We start from the raw sequence: 18,636 nt of genomic DNA, 5'->3' as shown, positions 1-18,636 counted from the left end.
TTTAGCCAACCCGAATGAATCGTACATCACCCAACTAAACGGGAAACCTTACTTTTATAAAAGCACCAAATGCAGCAAGCTGATCGTAGCATTTGCTTTTTTTCTTTGATATTTCAGTCTCTTCAACAAAACAAGATGCCCGACTGTGTCCAAGCAGACAGCTTATAAACGCAAGGAATACAAGCATGATAAACAGCCTATAGAAATTTATCGGCTTATTAAAATCCATGGCTAAGCCATGCAAAACACTGTGCCTATTCATATCAATAGGCCCTTTAACCTCGGACGTTTTTTTCATAAAGCCGTGTAGTGAAATAATTCTTGAAGCCATCCACGAGGGAAACCCGCTCATCAAACACTAGGAGATATTCTCGCTTTCGCATGAAGGATGGAACTTCAAGACCCGAATAGGCCAATCTAATAACCTCTTCCTCAATATTATTTATTACATTCAAAAATTGATCCTTACTAGTAATACCTTCAAATCGACTATCAAGTTTCGCCCCGATCTCTCTTAGAATTCCTTCAGCGGCCAAAATCATCCCAGACACAGACACTGACACATGCCCGTACAAATATGATCTTATGCACTCATCAATATGCCTCATATAAGGCTGAAAGGATTCTATCCTATTGAATAACGATTCATAATAACGCCCCATTTCATATGGCGTATAAATGGACGCCAAGCAGAAATCCACAGTTAAACTATCAGAATTTGACTGCCCCGCTTTAATTGCTCTGCAAATCAAGTCCATATGTTTAGGCATCAGCAAAGGAGGAACAATCAAGTCTTTGCTTGCAAGCAAGCTTGCAAAGGGGAAAGGTCCAGTACCCTTCGGCGGAAATTTGTCTCTTGGAATAAAAGAGGTTTTACCTTCCCGTCTAAATCGGTATCCCTGAATCGAATTTAAATGTTGGAGGCAGTGCACTTCAGCTCCACAGTCGTCACCATAACGACTCTTCAATATCGATAATACCGCTGACGGACCCTCCTTGAACGCACCAGTACCCTCACACTCGTAAAACACAGCTTCCAACGTTTTTGGCATTTTCAGTGCTCGCACAGGATCTATCGACTCTTATAAGCAAAAAACATTTATGAACGCAACCCACTGTCTGTAATGGAGGGTACTCAGGCAATACATCTCTAACAGTTATCGGCTCGCACTTGAGGTGATTTTTTGTAGATAGCAACCGCCCCTAACAAGAAGCCGCTAACTAAACCCATCGCGCTTGTATTTAAAATAATCCGCCTAACACAGCTGGCTCCCAATTCATGATCACCAGCTCGCCACTGACTTCGGCCTTCCCTTGTCGCTGATTAGTGGTGGTGTAGCGGATATCCAAGGTTTCAAAGTGGAAGCCGTCGAACACACAGCGAATGTCAGGGTGATCGTTGATGCTCACCATCACCTTGCCTTTGCAGCGCCGCATAAAGTCGGCCATCCGCTCGTAATTCTCAAAGGGAAAATCCACACCATAGCCTGCTGTCTGCCAGTAAGGTGGATCCATGTAATGAAAGGTGTGGGCACGGTCATAACGTTCGGCGCAATCCAACCAAGGCAGGTTTTCAACATAGGTGCCGGACAGACGCTGCCAAGCGGCAGAGAGATTTTCCTCGATCCGCAGCAGGTTGATCGCCGGGCCGGTAGTCGCGGTACCAAACGTCTGCCCCGTCACCTTGCCGGCAAAGGCATGGTGCTGCAGGTAGAAGAAACGCGCGGCGCGCTGTATGTCGGTGAGGGTTTCAGGGCGGGTCATCTTCTGCCACTCGAACACCTGCCGAGAACTGAGCGCCCATTTGAACTGGCGGACGAATTCTTCCAGATGGTTCTGCACGACGCGGTACAGCGTCACCAGGTCGCCGTTGATGTCGTTGAGGACTTCAACCGGCGCGGCCTGGGGACGCTTGAAGTAGAGCGCTGCGCCGCCGGCAAAGACCTCGACATAGCATTCGTGGGGTGGGAAGAGCGGGATAAGGCGGTCGGCCAGGCGGCGTTTGCCGCCCATCCAAGGGATGATGGGTGTAGACATATAAAAGCAAGACCTTTGCTGTATGGATAAACAGTGCTAGGCTCGCTCCGCTTTGTGCACGAAGCAGGAGCCTTGGCTGGACTTGCAGGGACATTCTGCGGGGAAGGTGGCCGAGCTGGATGTTGACGCATCCTGCCCGGCCGCTCCTTTTACTTCGATGTAGAGACTTCTTTTGCGTAGGCCTGACAGGCCCGCAGGGCGATCAATCCTTGGTCGCCTGCATCGGTGACTCCGATAATTCGTTGAGCATGCGCTGGGTCAAGTTGGGCTCTTGTGGGGCCATGAACCACGCGGCCGGTGGCGGTGGTGGCTGGCACTGAGCAGTTGCGGGTGGCGTCGGTGGCGGCGAGGACGACTGACAGCCGCAGATCAGCAGTAGCCAGGCGATCACGCAGACGAGCTTGCTTGGTTTAGAGATGCGGAGCGTCGTAGAGCTGTCGGCTTTCGAGCTGCTGGGCGATTTCCCGCCGATGCTGCTCCAGCAGCGGCTGTAACCGGGCCGCAAGCTCATTCGGGTCTTTCACATCGCCTTGCACCGTCAGCGTGAACGGCGCGCTAATGTCCACCTTGGGCTCAATCTTCGCCGGCTGCACCTTGGCGACCACGGCCGCCGCAAGCGGCCCAGCCGTTACGTCTGCGGCGGCCTGGGGCATCATCATGGCGCGCGCAACATCACCCTGATTAAGGGCGTTTGGCGTTGCCGGCAACGCGCCCTGGCCTGGATTGGCCAACATCAGCGGCCCCGTACGGGACGGGGCAAAAGACTTGGCAATATCCCCCAGCACTGGCGGGACGTCCTTGCCGGCATCCTTCATCATCAGCGGCCCAGCCACGGGCATGACCTTCTTGCTTTCGTCAGAGCCAAACATCGACTTGCCGATGGCACCGCCCAGGGCGTCACCGCCCAAGCTCCCCAGATACCCGTAAGTTTCGGAACCCCTCTCAGAAACCGCCTCTGCCTATCCAAACCCCGAAAACGCAAAAGCCCCGCAATCGCGGGGCTTTCGTGTAAATCTTGGCGGGAAACCAGGGATTCGAACCCTGGGAACGCTATTAACGTTCGCCGGTTTTCAAGACCGGTGCATTCAACCACTCTGCCAATTTCCCTTGTGCGTCACAGGATTATAGTAGCCCATCCCGTCTCAGCGGGCGCCATAATACCCGAATGAAACACACTGTCAAACTCTCGCCATCGCTTGTTACAGAGCGTCTGTTATGATCTTTGCGACTGAACGTTTCAAAACTGAAGGAGTGTCGCCATGCGCGAACAGAATTACGCAGTGAATGGTAACGCGCAGGCTGAGCAGCTTGAAGTCAGCCGCGTCTTGCGCAACACGTACGGCTTGCTCGCCCTTACCCTCGCATTCAGCGGCGTAATGGCGTTCGTGGCCCAACAGATGCGTGTTGGCTATCCGAATATCTTTGTCGTGTTGATCGGTTTCTATGGCCTGTTCTTCCTGACCAACAAGCTGCGTGACTCGGCCTGGGGCCTGGTGTCGGCCTTTGCGTTGACCGGTTTCATGGGCTTTATCCTCGGCCCGATCCTTAACCGTTACCTGGGCATGGCCGGCGGTGCGGAAGTGGTCAGCTCGGCGTTTGCCATGACCGCCCTGGTATTTGGTGGTCTGTCGGCCTACGTGCTGATTACCCGCAAGGACATGAGCTTCCTGGGTGGCTTCATCACCGCGGGCTTCTTCGTGTTGCTGGCCGCGGTGGTCGCGGGCATGTTCTTCCAGATCAGTGGCCTGCAACTGGCAATCAGCGCAGGGTTCGTGCTGTTCTCGTCGGTGTGCATCCTGTTCCAGACCAGCGCCATCATCCACGGCGGTGAACGCAACTACATCATGGCGACCATCAGCCTGTATGTGTCGATCTACAACCTGTTTATCAGCCTGTTGCAGATCTTCGGCATCATGAGCCGCGACGACTGATTCATCCCGCAATAAAAAATGCCCCGTATCGAAAGATGCGGGGCATTTTTGTTTCCAGCGCTTGGCGTGGATGCTCAGTACTGGTTCGGCTCCATTTCCAGCTCGACGTTAAAGCGTTCGGCGATATCGCGCTGGATACGCAGCGCCAGGTTCGCTATATCGTGCCCTGTGGCGCCGCCATAGTTGACCAGCACCAACGCCTGCATTTTATGTACACCTGCGTCGCCATCCCGAAAGCCCTTCCAGCCAGCCTTATCGATCAGCCAACCGGCGGCGAGCTTCATCTGCCCGTCCGCCTGGGGGTAGGCCACCAGGTCCGGGTAAAGGCCCCGTAGCTCTTCGGCCAGCGCCGGGGAAACCAATGGGTTCTTGAAGAAACTACCCGCATTGCCCAGCTCCGCCGGATCCGGCAGTTTTTCCCGACGAATGCTGCAAATCGCCCGACTGACGTCGCTCGGGGTTGCCTCGGTGATCCCCTGCCCGGCCAGGCGCTGCTGCACTGGACCGTAGTCTAGTTTCAGGTGGCTGGCGCGGCTGAGGGCAAAACGCACCCGTAGAATCAGCCAGCGCCCGGTTTCATGCTTGAACAGGCTGTCGCGGTAGGCGAACTGGCATTCTTGCAGGCTGAAATCCCGCAGCTCGCCGGTCTGGCGATCCAGGGCCGTGAGGCCGGCAAACACATCCTTGATCTCCACGCCGTAGGCGCCGATGTTCTGCATCGGTGCCGCACCGACGGTGCCGGGGATCAGGCTGAGGTTTTCCAGGCCGCAAAAGCCGTGTTCGAGGGTCCACAGCACAAACGGGTGCCAGGCTTCGCCCGCTTCGGCCTCAACCACCACGTGCAGGCCATCATCGTGCAGCACGCGAATGCCCTGGGTTGCCATGCGCAATACCAAGGCCGGGATGTCCTGGGTCAGCAGCAAATTGCTGCCCCCACCGATCACCAGCAGCGGTAACGCATGCATAGCAGCGTAGGCCAGCGCTTCACGGACATCGTCGTCGCTATGGGCCTCGGCGAACAATTGGGCGCGCACATCGATGCCAAAGCTGTTGAATGGCTTGAGCGACACCTGCGTAAGCACGTGCAAGGTCATAACCGCCCCTTCAATTCGATCACCAATAAGTCACAGGCTCGCTCGATCAGGTCCAGGACCCGTTCAAAGCCTTGTTCACCTTCGTAATAAGGGTCTGGCACCTCGTCCACCTCGGCGTCGTAGCGACGCAGGAACAAGTCCAGCTCCGCCTTGCCCTGCACTGGCTGCAGCGCTTTGAGGTTGCGCAGGTTGCTGTGGTCCATGGCCAGGATCAGGTCGTAACGCGCAAAGTCGGCACGAGAGACCTGCTGGGCGCGCTGGGCCGACAGGTCATAACCGCGCAGCAGCGCTGCACGCTGACTGCGCTGGTCCGGCGGGTTGCCGACATGCCACTCACCGGTCCCCGCAGATGCCACGTCGACCTGGTCGGCCAACCCGGCTTCGCGCAACTTATGGCGCAGTACGCCTTCTGCGGTGGGCGAGCGGCAGATATTGCCCAGGCAGACAAACAGGACCTCCATCAGGCCCCCAGCAGGCGACGGACGCGCTCGAGGTCTTCCTGGGTGTCAACGCCCGCAGGAGGAGCTTCCAGGGCATCGCCTACGTGGATGCGCACGCCATGCCACAAGGCACGCAATTGCTCCAGGGATTCGGTATTTTCCAACCAGCACGGGCCCCAACTGACGAAGTCATGCAGGAAGCCGGCGCGGTAGGCGTAGATACCGATATGGCGACGATACGGGACGCCCTCCGGCAACACGTCGCGACTCTGGGCGAACGCGTCCCGCGCCCAAGGCAAGGTCGAACGGCTGAATGTCAGGGCCAGACCGTTGATATCGCTCACCACCTTGACCACGTTCGGGTTGAACAGCGTGTCAATGTCCTCGATCGGCTCGGCCAGGGTCGCCATGCGCGCTTCGCCATGGGCCGCCAGGTTGGCGGCCACCTGGTCAATCACGCGCGGTGGAATCAACGGTTCATCGCCTTGCACGTTGACCACGATCGCATCGGGCGCCAGGCCAAGCTTGGTGGCCACTTCGGCCAGGCGGTCGGTGCCGGAATTATGGTCTTCGCGGGTCAGCACCGCTTCGGCACCAAACCCTTTGCAGGCTTCGATGATGCGCGGGTCATCGGTCGCCACCACGACTCGCTCGGCGCTGCTCTTGCAGGCCTGTTCCCACACCAGTTGGATCATCGGCTTGTCGCCGATCAGTTGCAGCGGCTTGCCCGGCAAGCGCGTCGAGGCATATCGCGAGGGAATGACAACGGTAAAGGCGGTGGTCATTTATCCAGGCGCTCATCGGTAGTCAGGGTGCGAGCTTCGCTTTCCAGCATGACCGGAATGCCATCACGGATGGGATAAGCCAGGCCAGCGCCCTTGCTGATCAGCTCGGTTTTGTCGGCGCTGAGCTTGAGCGGGCCTTTGCAGATCGGGCAAGCGAGGATATCGAGCAGTTTGGTGTCCATGAGTGTTTCCTGGAAAGAAGCGTTTTAAGGCAAGAGGCGGTCGGGTAACAGGCGCATCAACTGCGTGTCGAACCAAGCGACAAACGCCGGCGACGGTACCGCATCCACCGCAAGGTACCACCAGTCTGGCCGGGCAAAGGCGCGGCACTTCACCGCGTCCTTCTCGGTCATGACCAGTGGTAATGACGGCGTGAAATTCAGGACTTCGGCGCTGTAGGGCGCGTGGTCGGCGAAAGCATGGGGTATTGGACGCCAGTGTAGCGTCTCGAGGGTGTTGAAGAAACGTTGCGGGTTGCCGATGCCAGCGACCGCATGCACCTGCTGGTCCATCGGGAAATGATCGACCGGCTGGTGCTCGCCGCTGTGCAGATTGACCAGGGTGGTGGGCAGCAGACGAAAGGCAAAACCGTCTTCGCGGTCCGTAGTGGCACCATTGTAGAGCAGCGCATCAACGCTCTGCAGGCGCTCCACCGGCTCGCGTAATGGCCCGGCCGGCAGGCAACGGCGATTGCCCAAGCCGCGCGCGGCGTCAATCAGCACCAGTTCAAGGTCGCGGGCCAGGCGGTAATGCTGCAGGCCGTCGTCAGAGAGGATCAGGTCGAGGTTGTCACTGGCCAGCAAGGCCTTCACTGCGCGACTGCGATCGGGATCGATCATCAGTGCTACACCGCTGCGCTGCACGATCAGCAAGGGCTCGTCGCCGGCCACTGCGGCGCTTTGGTTGGCCTCGACGCGCCATGGCAACTGCGGCGGCTTGGCGCCATACCCACGACTGACCACCCCCACACGCAAGCCACTGCGCCGGCAATGCTCGATCAACCATAGGATCAACGGCGTCTTGCCAGTGCCTCCTACGGTGATATTACCGACCACAACCACAGGCACCGGCGATTGATAGATGTCGCACTCGCCCGCCACGAAACGCGCACGCTTGCGCTGCACCACCCGGCGATACAGACACTCCAGCGGCCGCAACAGCGCGAGCGCCGGATGACCTTCGTACCATGCCTTGAGCAAACGATCGGACATGGCCATCAGGGTTGGCTCGCCGCCTCGACCGTGGACATGCGCAGATGGCTGAAACCCAGCTTGCCGGCGGCATCCATCGCGGTGATCACGGCTTGATGCTGGGTCTTGCCATCGGCACTGATGGACAGGGGCATCTTGGTGTCGCCACCGGATTCCTTCTGCAAGGCCTCCATCAGGCTATTGAGGTCGTTTTTTTCCAGCAACTGGTTGTTAACCGAAAACACCCCGTCGGCGCTGATGGCGATGTCCAATTGCTTGACCTCCTGGTCCTCGGCCGGTGACCCGCTCACTGCTTCCGGCAAGTCGACGCGCAGCTCGGTCTGTCGGGTGAAGGTAGTGGTGACGACAAAAAACAGCAGCAGGATAAACACCACGTCAATCAGCGACGCGAGGTTGATATCGACATTTTCCCGTTGCTTGCGGCGAAATTTCACGCTTTGCCCTCGACCAGGTCCACATCTCGGTCACCCTGCACCACTTCCACCAGCTTGATGGCTTCCTGCTCCATGCCCACCACCAGTTCATCGATGCGGCGCTGCAGGAAGCGATGGAAGAACACCGAGGGAATACCGACCATCAGGCCCGCAGCCGTGGTGATCAATGCCTTGGAAATACCGCCGGCCAGCACGGCGGCGTTGGTGGTCATGCCGGAGCCCGTGAAGGCGCTGAAGATATCGATCATGCCCAACACCGTGCCCAACAGGCCGAGCAACGGCGCCATGGCCGCGATGGTACCCAGGGCGTTGATGTAGCGCTCCAGCTCATGGATGACGCGGGCAGCCGCTTCTTCAATGCATTCCTTCATGATCTCGCGACCATGCTTGGAGTTGGCCAGGCCGGCGGCGAGAATTTCACCCAACGGTGAATGGGCGCGCAGCTCCTTGAGCTTTTGCTTGTCCAGTTGCTTGTTCTTGATCCAGCCCCAGACCTGCCCCAGCAGATGCTCCGGGGTGACGCGACTGGCGCGCAGGGTCCACAGGCGTTCGGCAACGATGCCGAGTGCGGCGATAGAACTCATGATGATCGGCAACATCATCCAGCCGCCGGATTTGACCAATTCCCACACAGTGAATGTCCCCTCGAAAAAGTGCGCCACTTTACCATATAGGTTCGGCAGCAGGGTTCGTCGGCCACATACCCGCCGCTCGCGGGCTCCGGTCTTTGGTAACGCAGAATTACGGTAACGCTTCGCGCCAGAAACGGCGTTGACTGCGCGCAACAGTCGGTGGCAGGAACGCCCCCAATTGCACACGCACAGCCCCTTGTTCAGCACTGTCATAAACCTGGGTGCCCAGTGCCCGGTAGCGCTCCATCACCTGTGGGTGGGGGTGGCCGAACGCGTTGCCTCGCCCCCTGGAAATCAACACCGCCGTGGGCGCCAACCGCTGCACAAAGGGCCAGGACGAAGAACTGCGGCTACCGTGATGGGGCGCCTGCAACCAATCGGTCCGCACAGCCAAGGGCGAGGCAAGAAAAGCCCGCTCGGCGGCGCGATCAATATCCCCCGTGAGCAACAAGCGCTCACCTTTGGCCTGGACCTGTAATACACAGGATTTCGGGTTACCACTAATAGCATCTGGCCACTGCCACAGTTCAAATGACACCCCATCCCACTCCCACTGTTCACCGCTGACACAGGGTTCAGTGCCGAGAAACGCTGGCAAGCCCCGTGTTTCGCCGCCTACTACCCGTCTGATCGGCAGCCCACGGGCAATAGCCGCCGCACCACCGGCATGGTCCGCATCGGCGTGACTGAGCAGCATCATGTCCAACGCCTCCACCCCGAGCTTTTTCAATGACGGCAATACCACGCGCGCGCCAAGATCGACTTCCCCCGAGCGCGGGCCCGCATCGTAGAGCAAGGTGTGATGACGGGTGCGCAGCACCAGCGCCTGCCCCTGACCGACATCCAGTTGCACCACCTCAACCTGCCCATGGGGCACCGGCTCGCGCGGTGGAAACACCGCCAACAACAGCATCGGCCAACCCAGCAGTCGTAACGGTACGCCCCTGGGCAACAGCAATAACACCGCACCCGCGACGCTCACCAGCCAATAGCCCATCGGCACCTCGGCCGGTATCCACGCCGGGAGGTGCCCGGCCAGCAGCGCCAAGGCGCGAAACAACCCATCCAGCGCCCCACCCGCCAGCCATAACACCCCCTCCCCCACAAAGGGCACCGCCAGCAGCACAGTGCCCAACAATGCCAAAGGCAACACCACCAGGCTGATCCATGGCACGGCAAGCAGGTTAGCCACCGGCGCGCTGAGGCTAATGGGCAACCCCAGCACCAGCAACAGCGGAAACAGGCCGATCGCGATCAACCACTGGGGACGGGTCCAGGCTTGCCAAGCGCTCCACGGTCCCAAACGCCCACCGAATGCCAGCACCAATACCGCGACGGCCGCGAACGACAACCAGAACCCCGGCTGCAGGCTGGCCAAAGGCTCAAGGATCAGCACGCCATTAAATGCCAGTAACAATGGCCACCAGGCGCCCAAATGGCGAAAACGCAAACGCCACAGCAATACCAGCCCCACCATCACGCAGGCCCTTTGCACCGGCACTCCGAACCCCGCCAGCAGGCCGTAGCCCAGCGCGGCAGCAAATGCCAGGCCACACGCCCAAGGCAGCCACGGCCAGGCGGGGGGCCAGCAACCGTAGCGCGCCAGCAGTGTGACCAGCCCATAGATCAACCCCGCCAGCAAGCCAATATGCTGGCCGGATATCACCAGCAGGTGCACCGTACCGGTGTCCTGCAACACACGCCAATCCTCGGCGGCCAGCCCCGAGCCATCGCCCAGCACCAAGGCGGCCAGCCCGGCCTCGCGGCCTTGGGCATCCACCGCCATCAGTCGTTGGCGGACCGCGTCGCGCCAAGCGTTGCGCGCCGGCGCCAAACGCTCACCGTCTTTCACCGAGCCGGTGGCACCGATGCGCTGGGCCAACAGCCAGGCCTCATGATCAAAGCCATGGAAGTTGAGCACGCCGGATGGCCGCTTGAGCGTCACGGCCAAGCGCCAGCGCTCCCCACTGCGCACCGGTGGCCCGCCATGCCAGGCCACGCGAATACGCTTGGGTAAACGCGCCTTGGGGGACCGGCCGTCGGTCAGTTCGAAACGCACGCCCGTGCTGGTCTGCTGCGGCAACCCGGTCACCCGGCCCTCCACCCAGCGCGTCTGGCCATCGAGCGCCGGTTGCAGGCGGTCATCCAGCGCCCACTGCGCGCTGATGCACGCCCAACTCAAGCCCAGCAGAAAGAACGCCAGTGGGTGGCTGCGAAACGGCAGCAGCATCAACGCCAGCACGCACATGGCCAACACCCCCGCGGCAGGCGGCAACGCGGGTAAAAAACGCAAGGCGAGCAGCCCCAGCGCGAGCGCGAACATCCCTGTCTTCATGAATCATCCCTTCCAAGTGATCCACTCAGTCTTAGCCGGACACCGAGCAACGCCTATGATGTTTTGTCACAAAGTCTGAATTTTCTGTTTATAGAATGCGGGCATACTTGCCCCTCGAACTGACCTGGACCCCTTATGCCCCGGCGCTTATTCAAACGGTACATGCCCGACCCCACCAGTATCAGGGAACACAAGTCATTACAGTTTCTTGGCACCTTGCTGCATGACCCGAACCTCTGGCACCTGAACCGACACTCGGTGGCGCGTGCCATGGCCGTGGGCTTGTTCGCGGCGTTTATCCCGATCCCCTTGCAGATGCTGCTGGCTGCGGTGCTGGCAATCGCGGTGCGCGGCAATATGCCCATTGCCATCAGCCTGGTGTGGCTGACCAACCCGATCACCATGCCGGTGGTGTTCTTTTGTACCTACATGACCGGCGCCTGGCTGATGAATGTGCCGCCGCGCAGCCTGCCCGATGACCTGACCTGGGAATGGATCAGCGGTCAGCTGAGCACGCTGTGGCAGCCGTTCCTGCTGGGTTCGGTGGTGTTGGGCCTGGTATTGGGTGCGCTGGCCTATTGCCTGACCATGATTTACTGGCGCTGGTGGGTCGCGCACCAATGGAAGAAACGCAAACAGCGCCGCGGTTAATCCGCGCGGGCCGGCAACCGCAGGTGCACGCGCAAGCCCTGCCCGGCGTTTTCCGCCCAGAGGCTGCCGCCCTGGCGTTGCACGGCATTGCGCGCGATGCTCAAGCCCAGTCCGAAGCCGCCGTCGCCGGGGCGTGAACCCTCCAGCCGGGTGAACGGCGCAAAAATCCGTTCCAGATCGCCCTCATCAATTCCCCCGCCCTGATCTTCCAGCCACAGGTGCCAGTGCTCGCCATCACGGCGTCCATCAAGCCACACAATCCCGCCCACAGGGGAATGTCGTATGGCGTTGCGCAGGATATTTTCCAGCGCCTGGGCCAAGGCATTCAGGTTGCCGCGCACCCAGCAATCAGCCCCGACCACGCACGGCAGGCGCGTGGCTGGCCAGTCGCTTTCAAAACAGGCGTTCTCGCTGAGCATGTCCCACAGCGCTTGCACCTGGATGTTTTCCACCGGCAGCGGCGCCCGCTCGGTATCCAGCCAGGCCAGTTGCAGGCTGTCATCCACCAGGCGTTGCATGGCATCGATCTCCCGTCCCAGCCGCTCACGCAGTTGCGTCAGGTCTCGCTCACTGTCACAGGCCACCCGCAAACGGCTTAACGGCGTGCGCAGTTCATGGGACATGTCCCGCAGCAGTTGCCGTTGCACCACCACTGTGCCTTGCAGGCGCTCGGACATCTGGTCAAAGGCGCGCCCCAATTCGCCGAGTTCATCCTGGCGACTGGTGGCATCGTGGGACAGACGGGTATTCAATTGATCGGCACGCCAGGCGTTGGCCTGCTCGCGCAGCTGGTTGAGAGGCATGATCAGCAGCCGATAAAGGCCGATGCACAGCAACAGGGTAAACAGGCCTGGGATCATGCCATTGGTCACCACCCGCCAGAACAGCTGGTATTGCCCCGGCATAAAGCGTTGGGGCAGTTCGATGACCAGCGAGCCGACGCTGGGGTCGACGGGAAACGGCACCTTCATCCAGGGCAAGCCTTTGACATGGCGGCTGACCGGCCAATCCAGGCCGCGCAAAAAAGTCAGGCGCTGGCTTTCCTTATCGTTCAGTGGCGCGCTGCTGAGCGACTGCAGGTCATTGCCGATCACGCCGACCCAAGTGCTTTCACGCGTTGCCATCAATTGCAGCCAAGCATCCACGCCGGCACGCCCCTGGGTGCTGAAGGCCAACTCGGCACCCGCCGCGTAGCCCCTGAGAATCTCGCGGGACTTGTCCGCCAGGAAGGCGTTCTGCTCCTCCATGTACCGGCCCCACGACCAACTGAGCCAGATCATCAGCAAGCAGAAAGCAATCAGCAGGCACGCCAGCTTCCAGAATATCGAATGCTTGCCCGGAAGCCGCTGCAATGGCCGTTCAAACAGCTTCATCGTGACCGCTCAGTACATAACCCTTGCCCCACACCGTGCGCACTTCGCGCTCGCTGTAGCCGATGGCCTTGAGCTTGCGACGCATCTGGCTGATGTGCATATCGAGGCTGCGGTCGTGGGGTGCATAGCCGCGCTGCAACACATGTTGATAAAGGAAGGCCTTGCTCAGGACCTCTTCCCCGTTGCGGTGCAGGGTTTCCAACAGACGGTATTCACTGCGGGTCAGTCCGGCCCACTGCGCCTGATAGACGACATCGCACAGCTCATCATCAAAGCGCAGGGTGCGTGCGTCGTCGCGCATCGCTTGCTGCGTCGGCAACGGCCGACGGTCCAAGGCCACGCGGCGCAGGATGGCTTCGATGCGCACCCGCAGTTCAATCATGCTGAACGGCTTGGGCAGGTAATCGTCCGCGCCCAGGCGAAAGCCGTTGATGCGGTCAGCCTCGGCGCCCAAGGCAGACATCAGGATGACCGGCGTCGCGTGATGCTGGCGCAAGTGCGTGAGGATCGACAAGCCATCCAGCCCCGGCAGCAAAATATCCATCAACACCACGTCGAACACTTGGCTACGCGCCAGTTGCAAGCCTTGCTGGCCGTTCTGGCACCAAGTGACCTGAAACCCGCAGCGCCCCAAATGCTCGTGGACGTAGGCACCGAGCACAGGGTCATCTTCGATGGTCAGGATATTGGGTAGGCTAACTGCCGCGGGATTCATTAGCGTCTGCAAGTCATTCTCAAATACTAATTATTCAAGATTACCCCGCCCCAGGCAATCGCCGAGCGGCGCGAAATGGCCTGAAGACTGCGATGTATCATTAATTTGCAAGATTCCAGGCCGCGCAAATGGCTACACTGCGCACGTGGCGCGGGCCGGATGCCCGCGCGGGACAATTGATTTCAGTGTGGAAGCAGGAGAGTGGCGTGCTTAGAAGAATGGGGATAAAAGGCCGCGTACTGTTGCTGACCTTGTTACCGACCAGCCTGATGGCCTTGTTGCTGGGGGGCTATTTCACCTGGATGCAACTTTCTGAGCTGCAAACCCAATTACTGCAACGCGGCGAAATGATCGCCGAACAGTTGGCACCGCTGGTCGCGCCGGCCCTGAGCAACAAGAACACCGACCTGCTGGAACGCATCGCCACCCAATCCCTGGAACAGCCCGACGTACGCGCCGTGTCCTTCCTAGCGCCGGATCGCGTGTCCCTGGCCCACGCCGGGCCGACCATGCTCAACCAGCCGCCGACCGGCAACAGTTCCCACCTGTTGCAGCGCACCGGCAACGACGCCACCCGCTATCTGCTGCCGGTGTTTGGCCGTCATCGCAACCTGGCGGGCGACCTGATCCCCGATGAATCCGACCGCCTGCTGGGCTGGGTCGAGGTGGAACTGTCCCACAACGGCATGTTGCTGCGTGGCTATCGCAGCCTGTTCGCCAGCCTGCTGTTGATCGCTATCGGCTTGATCTGCACTGCCGCCCTGGCGCTGCGTATCAGTCGTACCATCAACTCGCCGATTGGCCAGATCAAGCAAGCCGTCGCCCAGCTCAAGGACGGCAACCTGGAAACGCGCCTGCCGCCGCTGGGCAGCCAGGAGCTGGACCAGCTCGCCTCAGGCATCAACCGCATGGCCGAGACCCTGCAGAACGCCCAGGAAGAATTGCAGCACAGCATCGACCAGGCGACCGAAGACGTGCGCCAAAACCTGGAAACCATCGAGATCCAGAACATCGAGCTGGACCTGGCACGCAAGGAAGCCCTGGAGGCCAGCCGTATCAAGTCGGAGTTCCTGGCCAATATGAGCCATGAAATCCGTACCCCGCTCAACGGCATCCTCGGTTTCACCCACCTGCTGCAAAAAAGCGAACTGACCCCACGCCAGTTGGACTACCTGGGCACCATCGAAAAATCTGCCGACAACCTGTTGGGCATCATCAACGAAATCCTCGACTTCTCGAAAATCGAGGCCGGCAAGCTGGTCCTCGACAGCGTGCCCTTCAACCTGCGCGACCTGCTGCAAGACACCCTGACCATCCTCGCCCCTGCCGCCCATGCCAAGCAGTTGGAATTGGTGAGCCTGGTGTACCGCGACACCCCGCTGGCGCTGGTCGGCGACCCGCTGCGCCTCAAGCAGATCCTGACCAACCTGATCAGCAATGCGATCAAGTTCACCCGTGAAGGCACCATCGTTGCCCGCGCGATGATCGAGGACGAACAGGAAGACAGCGTACAACTGCGCATCAGCGTGCAGGACACCGGTATTGGCTTGTCCAACCAGGATGTGCGCGCACTGTTCCAGGCGTTCAGCCAGGCGGACAACTCACTGTCGCGCCAGCCCGGCGGCACCGGCCTGGGCCTGGTGATCTCCAAGCGCCTGATCGAGCAGATGGGCGGTGAAATCGGCGTCGACAGCACACCGGGCGAAGGCTCGGAGTTCTGGATCAGCCTGAACCTGCCCAAGACCCGCGATGACGTCGAAGACCTGCCCTGTGCGCCGTTGCTCGGCCATCGCGTGGCGGTCCTGGAAAACCACGAACTGGCGCGCCAGGCCCTGCAACATCAATTGGAAGACTGCGGCCTGGAAGTCACCCCGTTCAATACCCTGGAAAGCTTGACCAACGGCATCACCAGCGCCCACCAGACCGAACAGGCGATCGACCTCGCCGTGCTCGGCGTCACCGCCAATGACATTCCGCCCGAGCGTCTCAACCAGCACCTGTGGGACCTCGAACACCTGGGCTGCAAAGTCCTGGTGCTGTGCCCGACCACCGAGCAAATGCTATTCAACCAGTCGGTGCCCAACCCTAACAGCCAGTTGCAGGCCAAGCCGGCCTGTACGCGCAAGCTACGCCGCGCGCTGGCCGACCTGATCAGCCCGCGCCCATCGCGTAGCGAGCCGGGCGAGCCGTTGTCCAGCCGCGCACCTCGTGTGTTATGCGTGGACGACAATCCGGCCAACCTGTTGCTGGTGCAAACCCTGCTGGAAGACATGGGTGCCAAGGTCCAGGCGGTAGAAAGCGGTTACGCGGCCATCGAGGCGGTCAAGCAGGAAACCTTCGACCTGGTATTGATGGACGTCCAAATGCCGGGCATGGATGGTCGCCAGAGCACCGAGGCGATTCGCCAATGGGAAAGCGAGCGCAATGGCACGCCCCTGCCGGTGGTGGCCCTCACGGCCCACGCCATGGCCAATGAAAAACGCGCCCTGCTGCAAAGCGGCATGGACGACTACCTGACCAAGCCCATCAGCGAGCGGCAACTGGCCCAGGTGGTGTTGAAGTGGACCGGCCTGGCCCTGCGCAACCAGGGGCCGGAGCGCTCGTCCGACAATCTGGGGCCCGGCGTGCAACTGCTGGTGCTCGATCACGAGGAAGGCTTGCGCCTGGCCGCCGGCAAGACTGACTTGGCGGCGGATATGCTCGCGATGCTGCTGGCATCCCTGGAAGCCGACCGCCTGGCCATCACCGTTGCCCGCGAGGCCAACGACAACCATGCCTTGATCGAGCGCGTCCACCGCCTGCATGGCGCCACGCGCTACTGCGGCGTGCCGCAACTGCGTGCTGCCTGCCAACGTGCCGAAACCCTGCTCAAGCAGGACGATGCCAAGGCCGTGGCCGCGCTGGACGAACTGGACATGGCCATTGCACGACTGGCCAGTGAAGCGCGGGTCAGTGTCTGATCCACCTTAATGCAGGGAGCTATTCAATGCGCATCATCCTTTTCAGCAGCCAGGCCTACGACCGCGACAGTTTTCTCGGTGAGCCCTTGCCCGCGGGCCTGGAACTGCAATTCCAGCCGGCCCGCCTCAACCTCGACACCGTCGCCCTGGCCGAACACCACGAAGTGGTCTGCGCCTTCATCAACGACGATCTCAGCGCCCCGGTGCTGGAACACTTGGCCCGCGGCGGCACGCGCCTGATCGCCCTGCGTTCGGCCGGCTATAACCATGTCGACCTGGCCGCCGCCAAACGCCTGGGGCTGACCATCGTGCGCGTCCCCGCCTACTCGCCTCACGCCGTGGCCGAACACGCCGTGGCATTGATCCTCGCCCTCAACCGCCGCCTGCACCGCGCTTACAACCGCACCCGCGACGGCGATTTCAGCCTGCACGGCCTGACGGGCTTCGATCTGGTGGGCAAGACGGTGGGCGTGGTCGGCACCGGGCAGATCGGCGCGACGTTCGCGAAAATCATGGCCGGTTTCGGCTGCACACTGCTGGCCTACGACCCCTTCCCTAACCCGCACGTCCTGGCTCTTGGCGCTCGCTATGTGAGCCTGCCCGAGCTGCTGGCCCAGGCGCAGATCATCAGCCTGCATTGCCCGCTGACAGCCGACAGCAAACACCTGATCAACGCCCGTTCCCTGGCGCAGATGCAACCCGGTGCGATGCTGATCAATACCGGACGAGGCGGCCTGGTGGACACCCCGGCGCTGATCGAAGCGCTTAAGGAGGGCCAACTCGGCTATCTGGGGCTGGACGTGTACGAGGAAGAGGCCCAACTGTTTTTCGAGGACCGCTCGGACCTGCCCTTGCAGGACGACGTCCTCGCCCGCCTGCTGACCTTCCCCAATGTAATCATCACCGCGCACCAGGCCTTCCTCACCCGTGAAGCGCTGGCGGCGATCGCCGGCACCACCCTGGCCAATATCGCGGCATGGGCCGACGGCCGGGCACAAAACCTGGTCGAGGGATGATCAGCGGTCACATACCCGGCTCATGATCGAGCGGCACCCGTGATAGGATGCCGCGCCTATTTGGAGGATCCATGGCCGAACACGATTTCCGCTTCAGCTTGCTGAGCCCGCAACACACCCTGATCGAATGCCGCGCCTTGGTGCCGGGCCGTTACCAGGTCACCGGCAACGGGGGCTCGATCAAGCATGGCGACGTACTGATCGTCACCCTGCGCGGCAGTAAAACCCTGTCGATGCGCCTCACCGTCGAAGGTGATGCGCGCTACTCCATCCGCCCGGCGGGCCAATGGGTTGCCATGGCCCAGGGGCCGAAATTCGGCGAGCTGGAGATTCACACCTGGAAGGTCAACTGCGACAGCTGCGACGCTGTGCTGGAGTTTGAATTCGCGGTGGAAACCAAGCTGACCAAGGAGCCGCTGCAGCCGGCCGCCAACGCGCGCATTGCCGAGTTAGGCTGGACCCACGAAGGCGACAAACACCGCTGCCCGAAATGCCAGCAGGCTGCGCAATGAAAGGCCCGCTTCTGCTCGCCGTCCTCGGTACGGCATTGACAGGCTGCGCCGGCGACACGGCCAAGCTCAAGCAGGATCACAGCTACGTGGTGGAATGGATTGGCGAGCGGCCGCTGATGGATTACGCCCACCTCACCGTCACCCTGGGATCTGACGGCCGTGCCTATGGCAACGGCGGCTGCAACCATTGGTTCGCGCCGTACACCGTCAAGGGCGACAAGCTCAGCTTCGGCAAGCTCGGCAGCACCCGCAAACTCTGCGCCGAGGCATTGATGGAGCAGGAACACCGCTTCTTCCAGGCCCTGCAAGGCGTCGAGCGCTGGGATACCTCGCCGATCGAACAGACCCGCTTCTGGCCGGCCGAAGGCAAGCCCATTCGCCTGTGGCTCGAAGAGGGTTGAATCCCCAATCTATGGATTGATGGGATCCAAATGTGGGAGGGGGCAAGCCCGAACGCCAGTCAGTTAAGGCTTTTTTGTAGGAGCGAGGGGGACGCCTAGTTCTTGCTCG

General features: G+C 60.6%; 19 protein-coding genes, 1 tRNA gene and 1 pseudogene. 6 read left to right on the top strand and 15 right to left on the bottom strand.

Annotated features, from left to right (window positions below; all coding sequences use genetic code 11):
* Window positions 1-275 precede the first annotated feature (275 nt).
* The 5 genes and pseudogenes from ACODSV_RS30505 to ACODSV_RS30485 form a co-directional block, all read right to left on the bottom strand.
* Entirely contained in the window at window positions 276-1,052 is a 777-nt protein-coding gene (locus ACODSV_RS30505) for a hypothetical protein (RefSeq protein WP_223817846.1), read from the bottom strand.
* A gap of 190 nt (window positions 1,053-1,242) precedes the next feature.
* Entirely contained in the window at window positions 1,243-2,037 is a 795-nt protein-coding gene (locus ACODSV_RS30500; RefSeq protein ID WP_150095578.1) for a DNA adenine methylase, read from the bottom strand.
* A gap of 149 nt (window positions 2,038-2,186) precedes the next feature.
* Window positions 2,187-2,441, bottom strand: a pseudogene (locus ACODSV_RS30495) (lysis protein); the annotation flags it as partial.
* A 6-nt stretch (window positions 2,442-2,447) separates the two neighbouring features.
* A complete protein-coding gene (locus ACODSV_RS30490; protein ID WP_223817845.1) occupies window positions 2,448-2,945 on the bottom strand; it encodes a hypothetical protein in 498 nt (165 codons plus the stop codon).
* A gap of 108 nt (window positions 2,946-3,053) precedes the next feature.
* A tRNA-Ser gene (locus tag ACODSV_RS30485) sits at window positions 3,054-3,144 on the bottom strand.
* Window positions 3,145-3,296: 152 nt separating this feature from the next.
* Here ACODSV_RS30485 and ACODSV_RS30480 point away from each other — a divergent pair.
* The gene (locus ACODSV_RS30480) at window positions 3,297-3,968 is read left to right on the top strand and encodes a Bax inhibitor-1/YccA family protein (RefSeq protein WP_010209655.1); all 672 of its coding nucleotides are present in this window, start codon (window positions 3,297-3,299) and stop codon (window positions 3,966-3,968) included.
* Between the two features lie 74 nt (window positions 3,969-4,042).
* Here the strand turns inward: ACODSV_RS30480 and murB are convergent, their stop codons facing one another.
* The 8 genes from murB to ACODSV_RS30440 form a co-directional block, all read right to left on the bottom strand.
* Window positions 4,043-5,062 (bottom strand): UDP-N-acetylmuramate dehydrogenase, encoded by a 1,020-nt coding sequence (gene murB / locus ACODSV_RS30475; protein WP_150055033.1) that lies wholly within the window; start codon window positions 5,060-5,062, stop codon window positions 4,043-4,045.
* Window positions 5,059-5,523, bottom strand: coding sequence for a low molecular weight protein-tyrosine-phosphatase (locus ACODSV_RS30470; RefSeq protein ID WP_024076128.1), 465 nt, complete (start codon window positions 5,521-5,523; stop codon window positions 5,059-5,061). The genes murB and ACODSV_RS30470 overlap by 4 nt, the downstream gene beginning before the upstream one ends.
* Window positions 5,523-6,287 carry a 3-deoxy-manno-octulosonate cytidylyltransferase gene (kdsB, locus tag ACODSV_RS30465; protein ID WP_024076129.1) on the bottom strand — a complete coding sequence of 255 codons (765 nt, stop codon included), beginning with the start codon at window positions 6,285-6,287 and terminating at the stop codon, window positions 5,523-5,525. The genes ACODSV_RS30470 and kdsB overlap by 1 nt, the downstream gene beginning before the upstream one ends.
* On the bottom strand, window positions 6,284-6,469 hold the full coding sequence (locus ACODSV_RS30460) for a Trm112 family protein (protein ID WP_003174668.1): 186 nt from the start codon (window positions 6,467-6,469) through the stop codon (window positions 6,284-6,286). The genes kdsB and ACODSV_RS30460 overlap by 4 nt, the downstream gene beginning before the upstream one ends.
* 24 nt (window positions 6,470-6,493) lie before the next feature.
* Window positions 6,494-7,504 carry a tetraacyldisaccharide 4'-kinase gene (lpxK, locus tag ACODSV_RS30455; protein ID WP_150055034.1) on the bottom strand — a complete coding sequence of 337 codons (1,011 nt, stop codon included), beginning with the start codon at window positions 7,502-7,504 and terminating at the stop codon, window positions 6,494-6,496.
* Window positions 7,504-7,932, bottom strand: a complete 429-nt coding sequence (locus ACODSV_RS30450) for an ExbD/TolR family protein (RefSeq protein ID WP_024076131.1) — start codon at window positions 7,930-7,932, stop codon at window positions 7,504-7,506. Before ACODSV_RS30450 ends, lpxK begins: the two co-directional genes overlap by 1 nt.
* Window positions 7,929-8,564, bottom strand: a complete 636-nt coding sequence (locus ACODSV_RS30445; protein ID WP_024076132.1) for a MotA/TolQ/ExbB proton channel family protein — start codon at window positions 8,562-8,564, stop codon at window positions 7,929-7,931. Before ACODSV_RS30445 ends, ACODSV_RS30450 begins: the two co-directional genes overlap by 4 nt.
* A gap of 109 nt (window positions 8,565-8,673) precedes the next feature.
* Entirely contained in the window at window positions 8,674-10,899 is a 2,226-nt protein-coding gene (locus ACODSV_RS30440; RefSeq protein ID WP_150055035.1) for a DNA internalization-related competence protein ComEC/Rec2, read from the bottom strand.
* 135 nt (window positions 10,900-11,034) lie between these two features.
* Between ACODSV_RS30440 and ACODSV_RS30435 the strand changes: the two genes are divergently transcribed.
* Window positions 11,035-11,550, top strand: coding sequence for a DUF2062 domain-containing protein (locus tag ACODSV_RS30435; protein WP_024076134.1), 516 nt, complete (start codon window positions 11,035-11,037; stop codon window positions 11,548-11,550).
* Here the strand turns inward: ACODSV_RS30435 and ACODSV_RS30430 are convergent.
* On the bottom strand, window positions 11,547-12,923 hold the full coding sequence (locus ACODSV_RS30430) for a sensor histidine kinase (protein ID WP_150055036.1): 1,377 nt from the start codon (window positions 12,921-12,923) through the stop codon (window positions 11,547-11,549). The genes ACODSV_RS30435 and ACODSV_RS30430 overlap by 4 nt on opposite strands.
* Window positions 12,910-13,638, bottom strand: a complete 729-nt coding sequence (locus ACODSV_RS30425; RefSeq protein WP_102625480.1) for a response regulator transcription factor — start codon at window positions 13,636-13,638, stop codon at window positions 12,910-12,912. The genes ACODSV_RS30430 and ACODSV_RS30425 overlap by 14 nt, the downstream gene beginning before the upstream one ends.
* A 206-nt stretch (window positions 13,639-13,844) precedes the next feature.
* Here ACODSV_RS30425 and ACODSV_RS30420 point away from each other — a divergent pair, with 206 nt between their 5' ends.
* From ACODSV_RS30420 to ACODSV_RS30405, 4 genes are all read left to right on the top strand, one after another.
* Window positions 13,845-16,598 (top strand): response regulator, encoded by a 2,754-nt coding sequence (locus ACODSV_RS30420; protein ID WP_069076500.1) that lies wholly within the window; start codon window positions 13,845-13,847, stop codon window positions 16,596-16,598.
* Between the two features lie 26 nt (window positions 16,599-16,624).
* Window positions 16,625-17,614 (top strand): 2-hydroxyacid dehydrogenase, encoded by a 990-nt coding sequence (locus tag ACODSV_RS30415; RefSeq protein ID WP_024076138.1) that lies wholly within the window; start codon window positions 16,625-16,627, stop codon window positions 17,612-17,614.
* Window positions 17,615-17,685: 71 nt separating this feature from the next.
* Window positions 17,686-18,126: a hypothetical protein gene (locus ACODSV_RS30410; RefSeq protein WP_024076139.1), complete on the top strand. Its 441-nt coding sequence runs from the start codon at window positions 17,686-17,688 to the stop codon at window positions 18,124-18,126.
* The gene (locus ACODSV_RS30405) at window positions 18,123-18,527 is read left to right on the top strand and encodes an META domain-containing protein (RefSeq protein ID WP_024076140.1); all 405 of its coding nucleotides are present in this window, start codon (window positions 18,123-18,125) and stop codon (window positions 18,525-18,527) included. The genes ACODSV_RS30410 and ACODSV_RS30405 overlap by 4 nt, the downstream gene beginning before the upstream one ends.
* Window positions 18,528-18,636: the final 109 nt, after the last annotated feature.

This window comes from Pseudomonas sp. FG86 (genome assembly GCF_057808775.1).
This window is presented reverse-complemented; position numbering and strand designations above follow the sequence as displayed.

What these genes read in the sequence shown, in the direction of transcription:
- ACODSV_RS30500 (WP_150095578.1), bottom strand. Translation starts at nt 2,037, where the DNA reads ATGTCTACACCCATCATCCCTTGGATGGGCGGCAAACGCCGCCTGGCC.
- ACODSV_RS30505 (WP_223817846.1), bottom strand. Translation starts at nt 1,052, where the DNA reads ATGCCAAAAACGTTGGAAGCTGTGTTTTACGAGTGTGAGGGTACTGGT.
- kdsB (WP_024076129.1), bottom strand. Translation starts at nt 6,287, where the DNA reads ATGACCACCGCCTTTACCGTTGTCATTCCCTCGCGATATGCCTCGACG.
- ACODSV_RS30440 (WP_150055035.1), bottom strand. Translation starts at nt 10,899, where the DNA reads ATGAAGACAGGGATGTTCGCGCTCGCGCTGGGGCTGCTCGCCTTGCGT.
- ACODSV_RS30425 (WP_102625480.1), bottom strand. Translation starts at nt 13,638, where the DNA reads ATGAATCCCGCGGCAGTTAGCCTACCCAATATCCTGACCATCGAAGAT.
- ACODSV_RS30405 (WP_024076140.1), top strand. Translation starts at nt 18,123, where the DNA reads ATGAAAGGCCCGCTTCTGCTCGCCGTCCTCGGTACGGCATTGACAGGC.
- ACODSV_RS30460 (WP_003174668.1), bottom strand. Translation starts at nt 6,469, where the DNA reads ATGGACACCAAACTGCTCGATATCCTCGCTTGCCCGATCTGCAAAGGC.
- ACODSV_RS30430 (WP_150055036.1), bottom strand. Translation starts at nt 12,923, where the DNA reads ATGAAGCTGTTTGAACGGCCATTGCAGCGGCTTCCGGGCAAGCATTCG.
- ACODSV_RS30470 (WP_024076128.1), bottom strand. Translation starts at nt 5,523, where the DNA reads ATGGAGGTCCTGTTTGTCTGCCTGGGCAATATCTGCCGCTCGCCCACC.
- ACODSV_RS30435 (WP_024076134.1), top strand. Translation starts at nt 11,035, where the DNA reads ATGCCCCGGCGCTTATTCAAACGGTACATGCCCGACCCCACCAGTATC.
- lpxK (WP_150055034.1), bottom strand. Translation starts at nt 7,504, where the DNA reads ATGGCCATGTCCGATCGTTTGCTCAAGGCATGGTACGAAGGTCATCCG.
- ACODSV_RS30415 (WP_024076138.1), top strand. Translation starts at nt 16,625, where the DNA reads ATGCGCATCATCCTTTTCAGCAGCCAGGCCTACGACCGCGACAGTTTT.
- ACODSV_RS30480 (WP_010209655.1), top strand. Translation starts at nt 3,297, where the DNA reads ATGCGCGAACAGAATTACGCAGTGAATGGTAACGCGCAGGCTGAGCAG.
- ACODSV_RS30410 (WP_024076139.1), top strand. Translation starts at nt 17,686, where the DNA reads ATGGCCGAACACGATTTCCGCTTCAGCTTGCTGAGCCCGCAACACACC.
- murB (WP_150055033.1), bottom strand. Translation starts at nt 5,062, where the DNA reads ATGACCTTGCACGTGCTTACGCAGGTGTCGCTCAAGCCATTCAACAGC.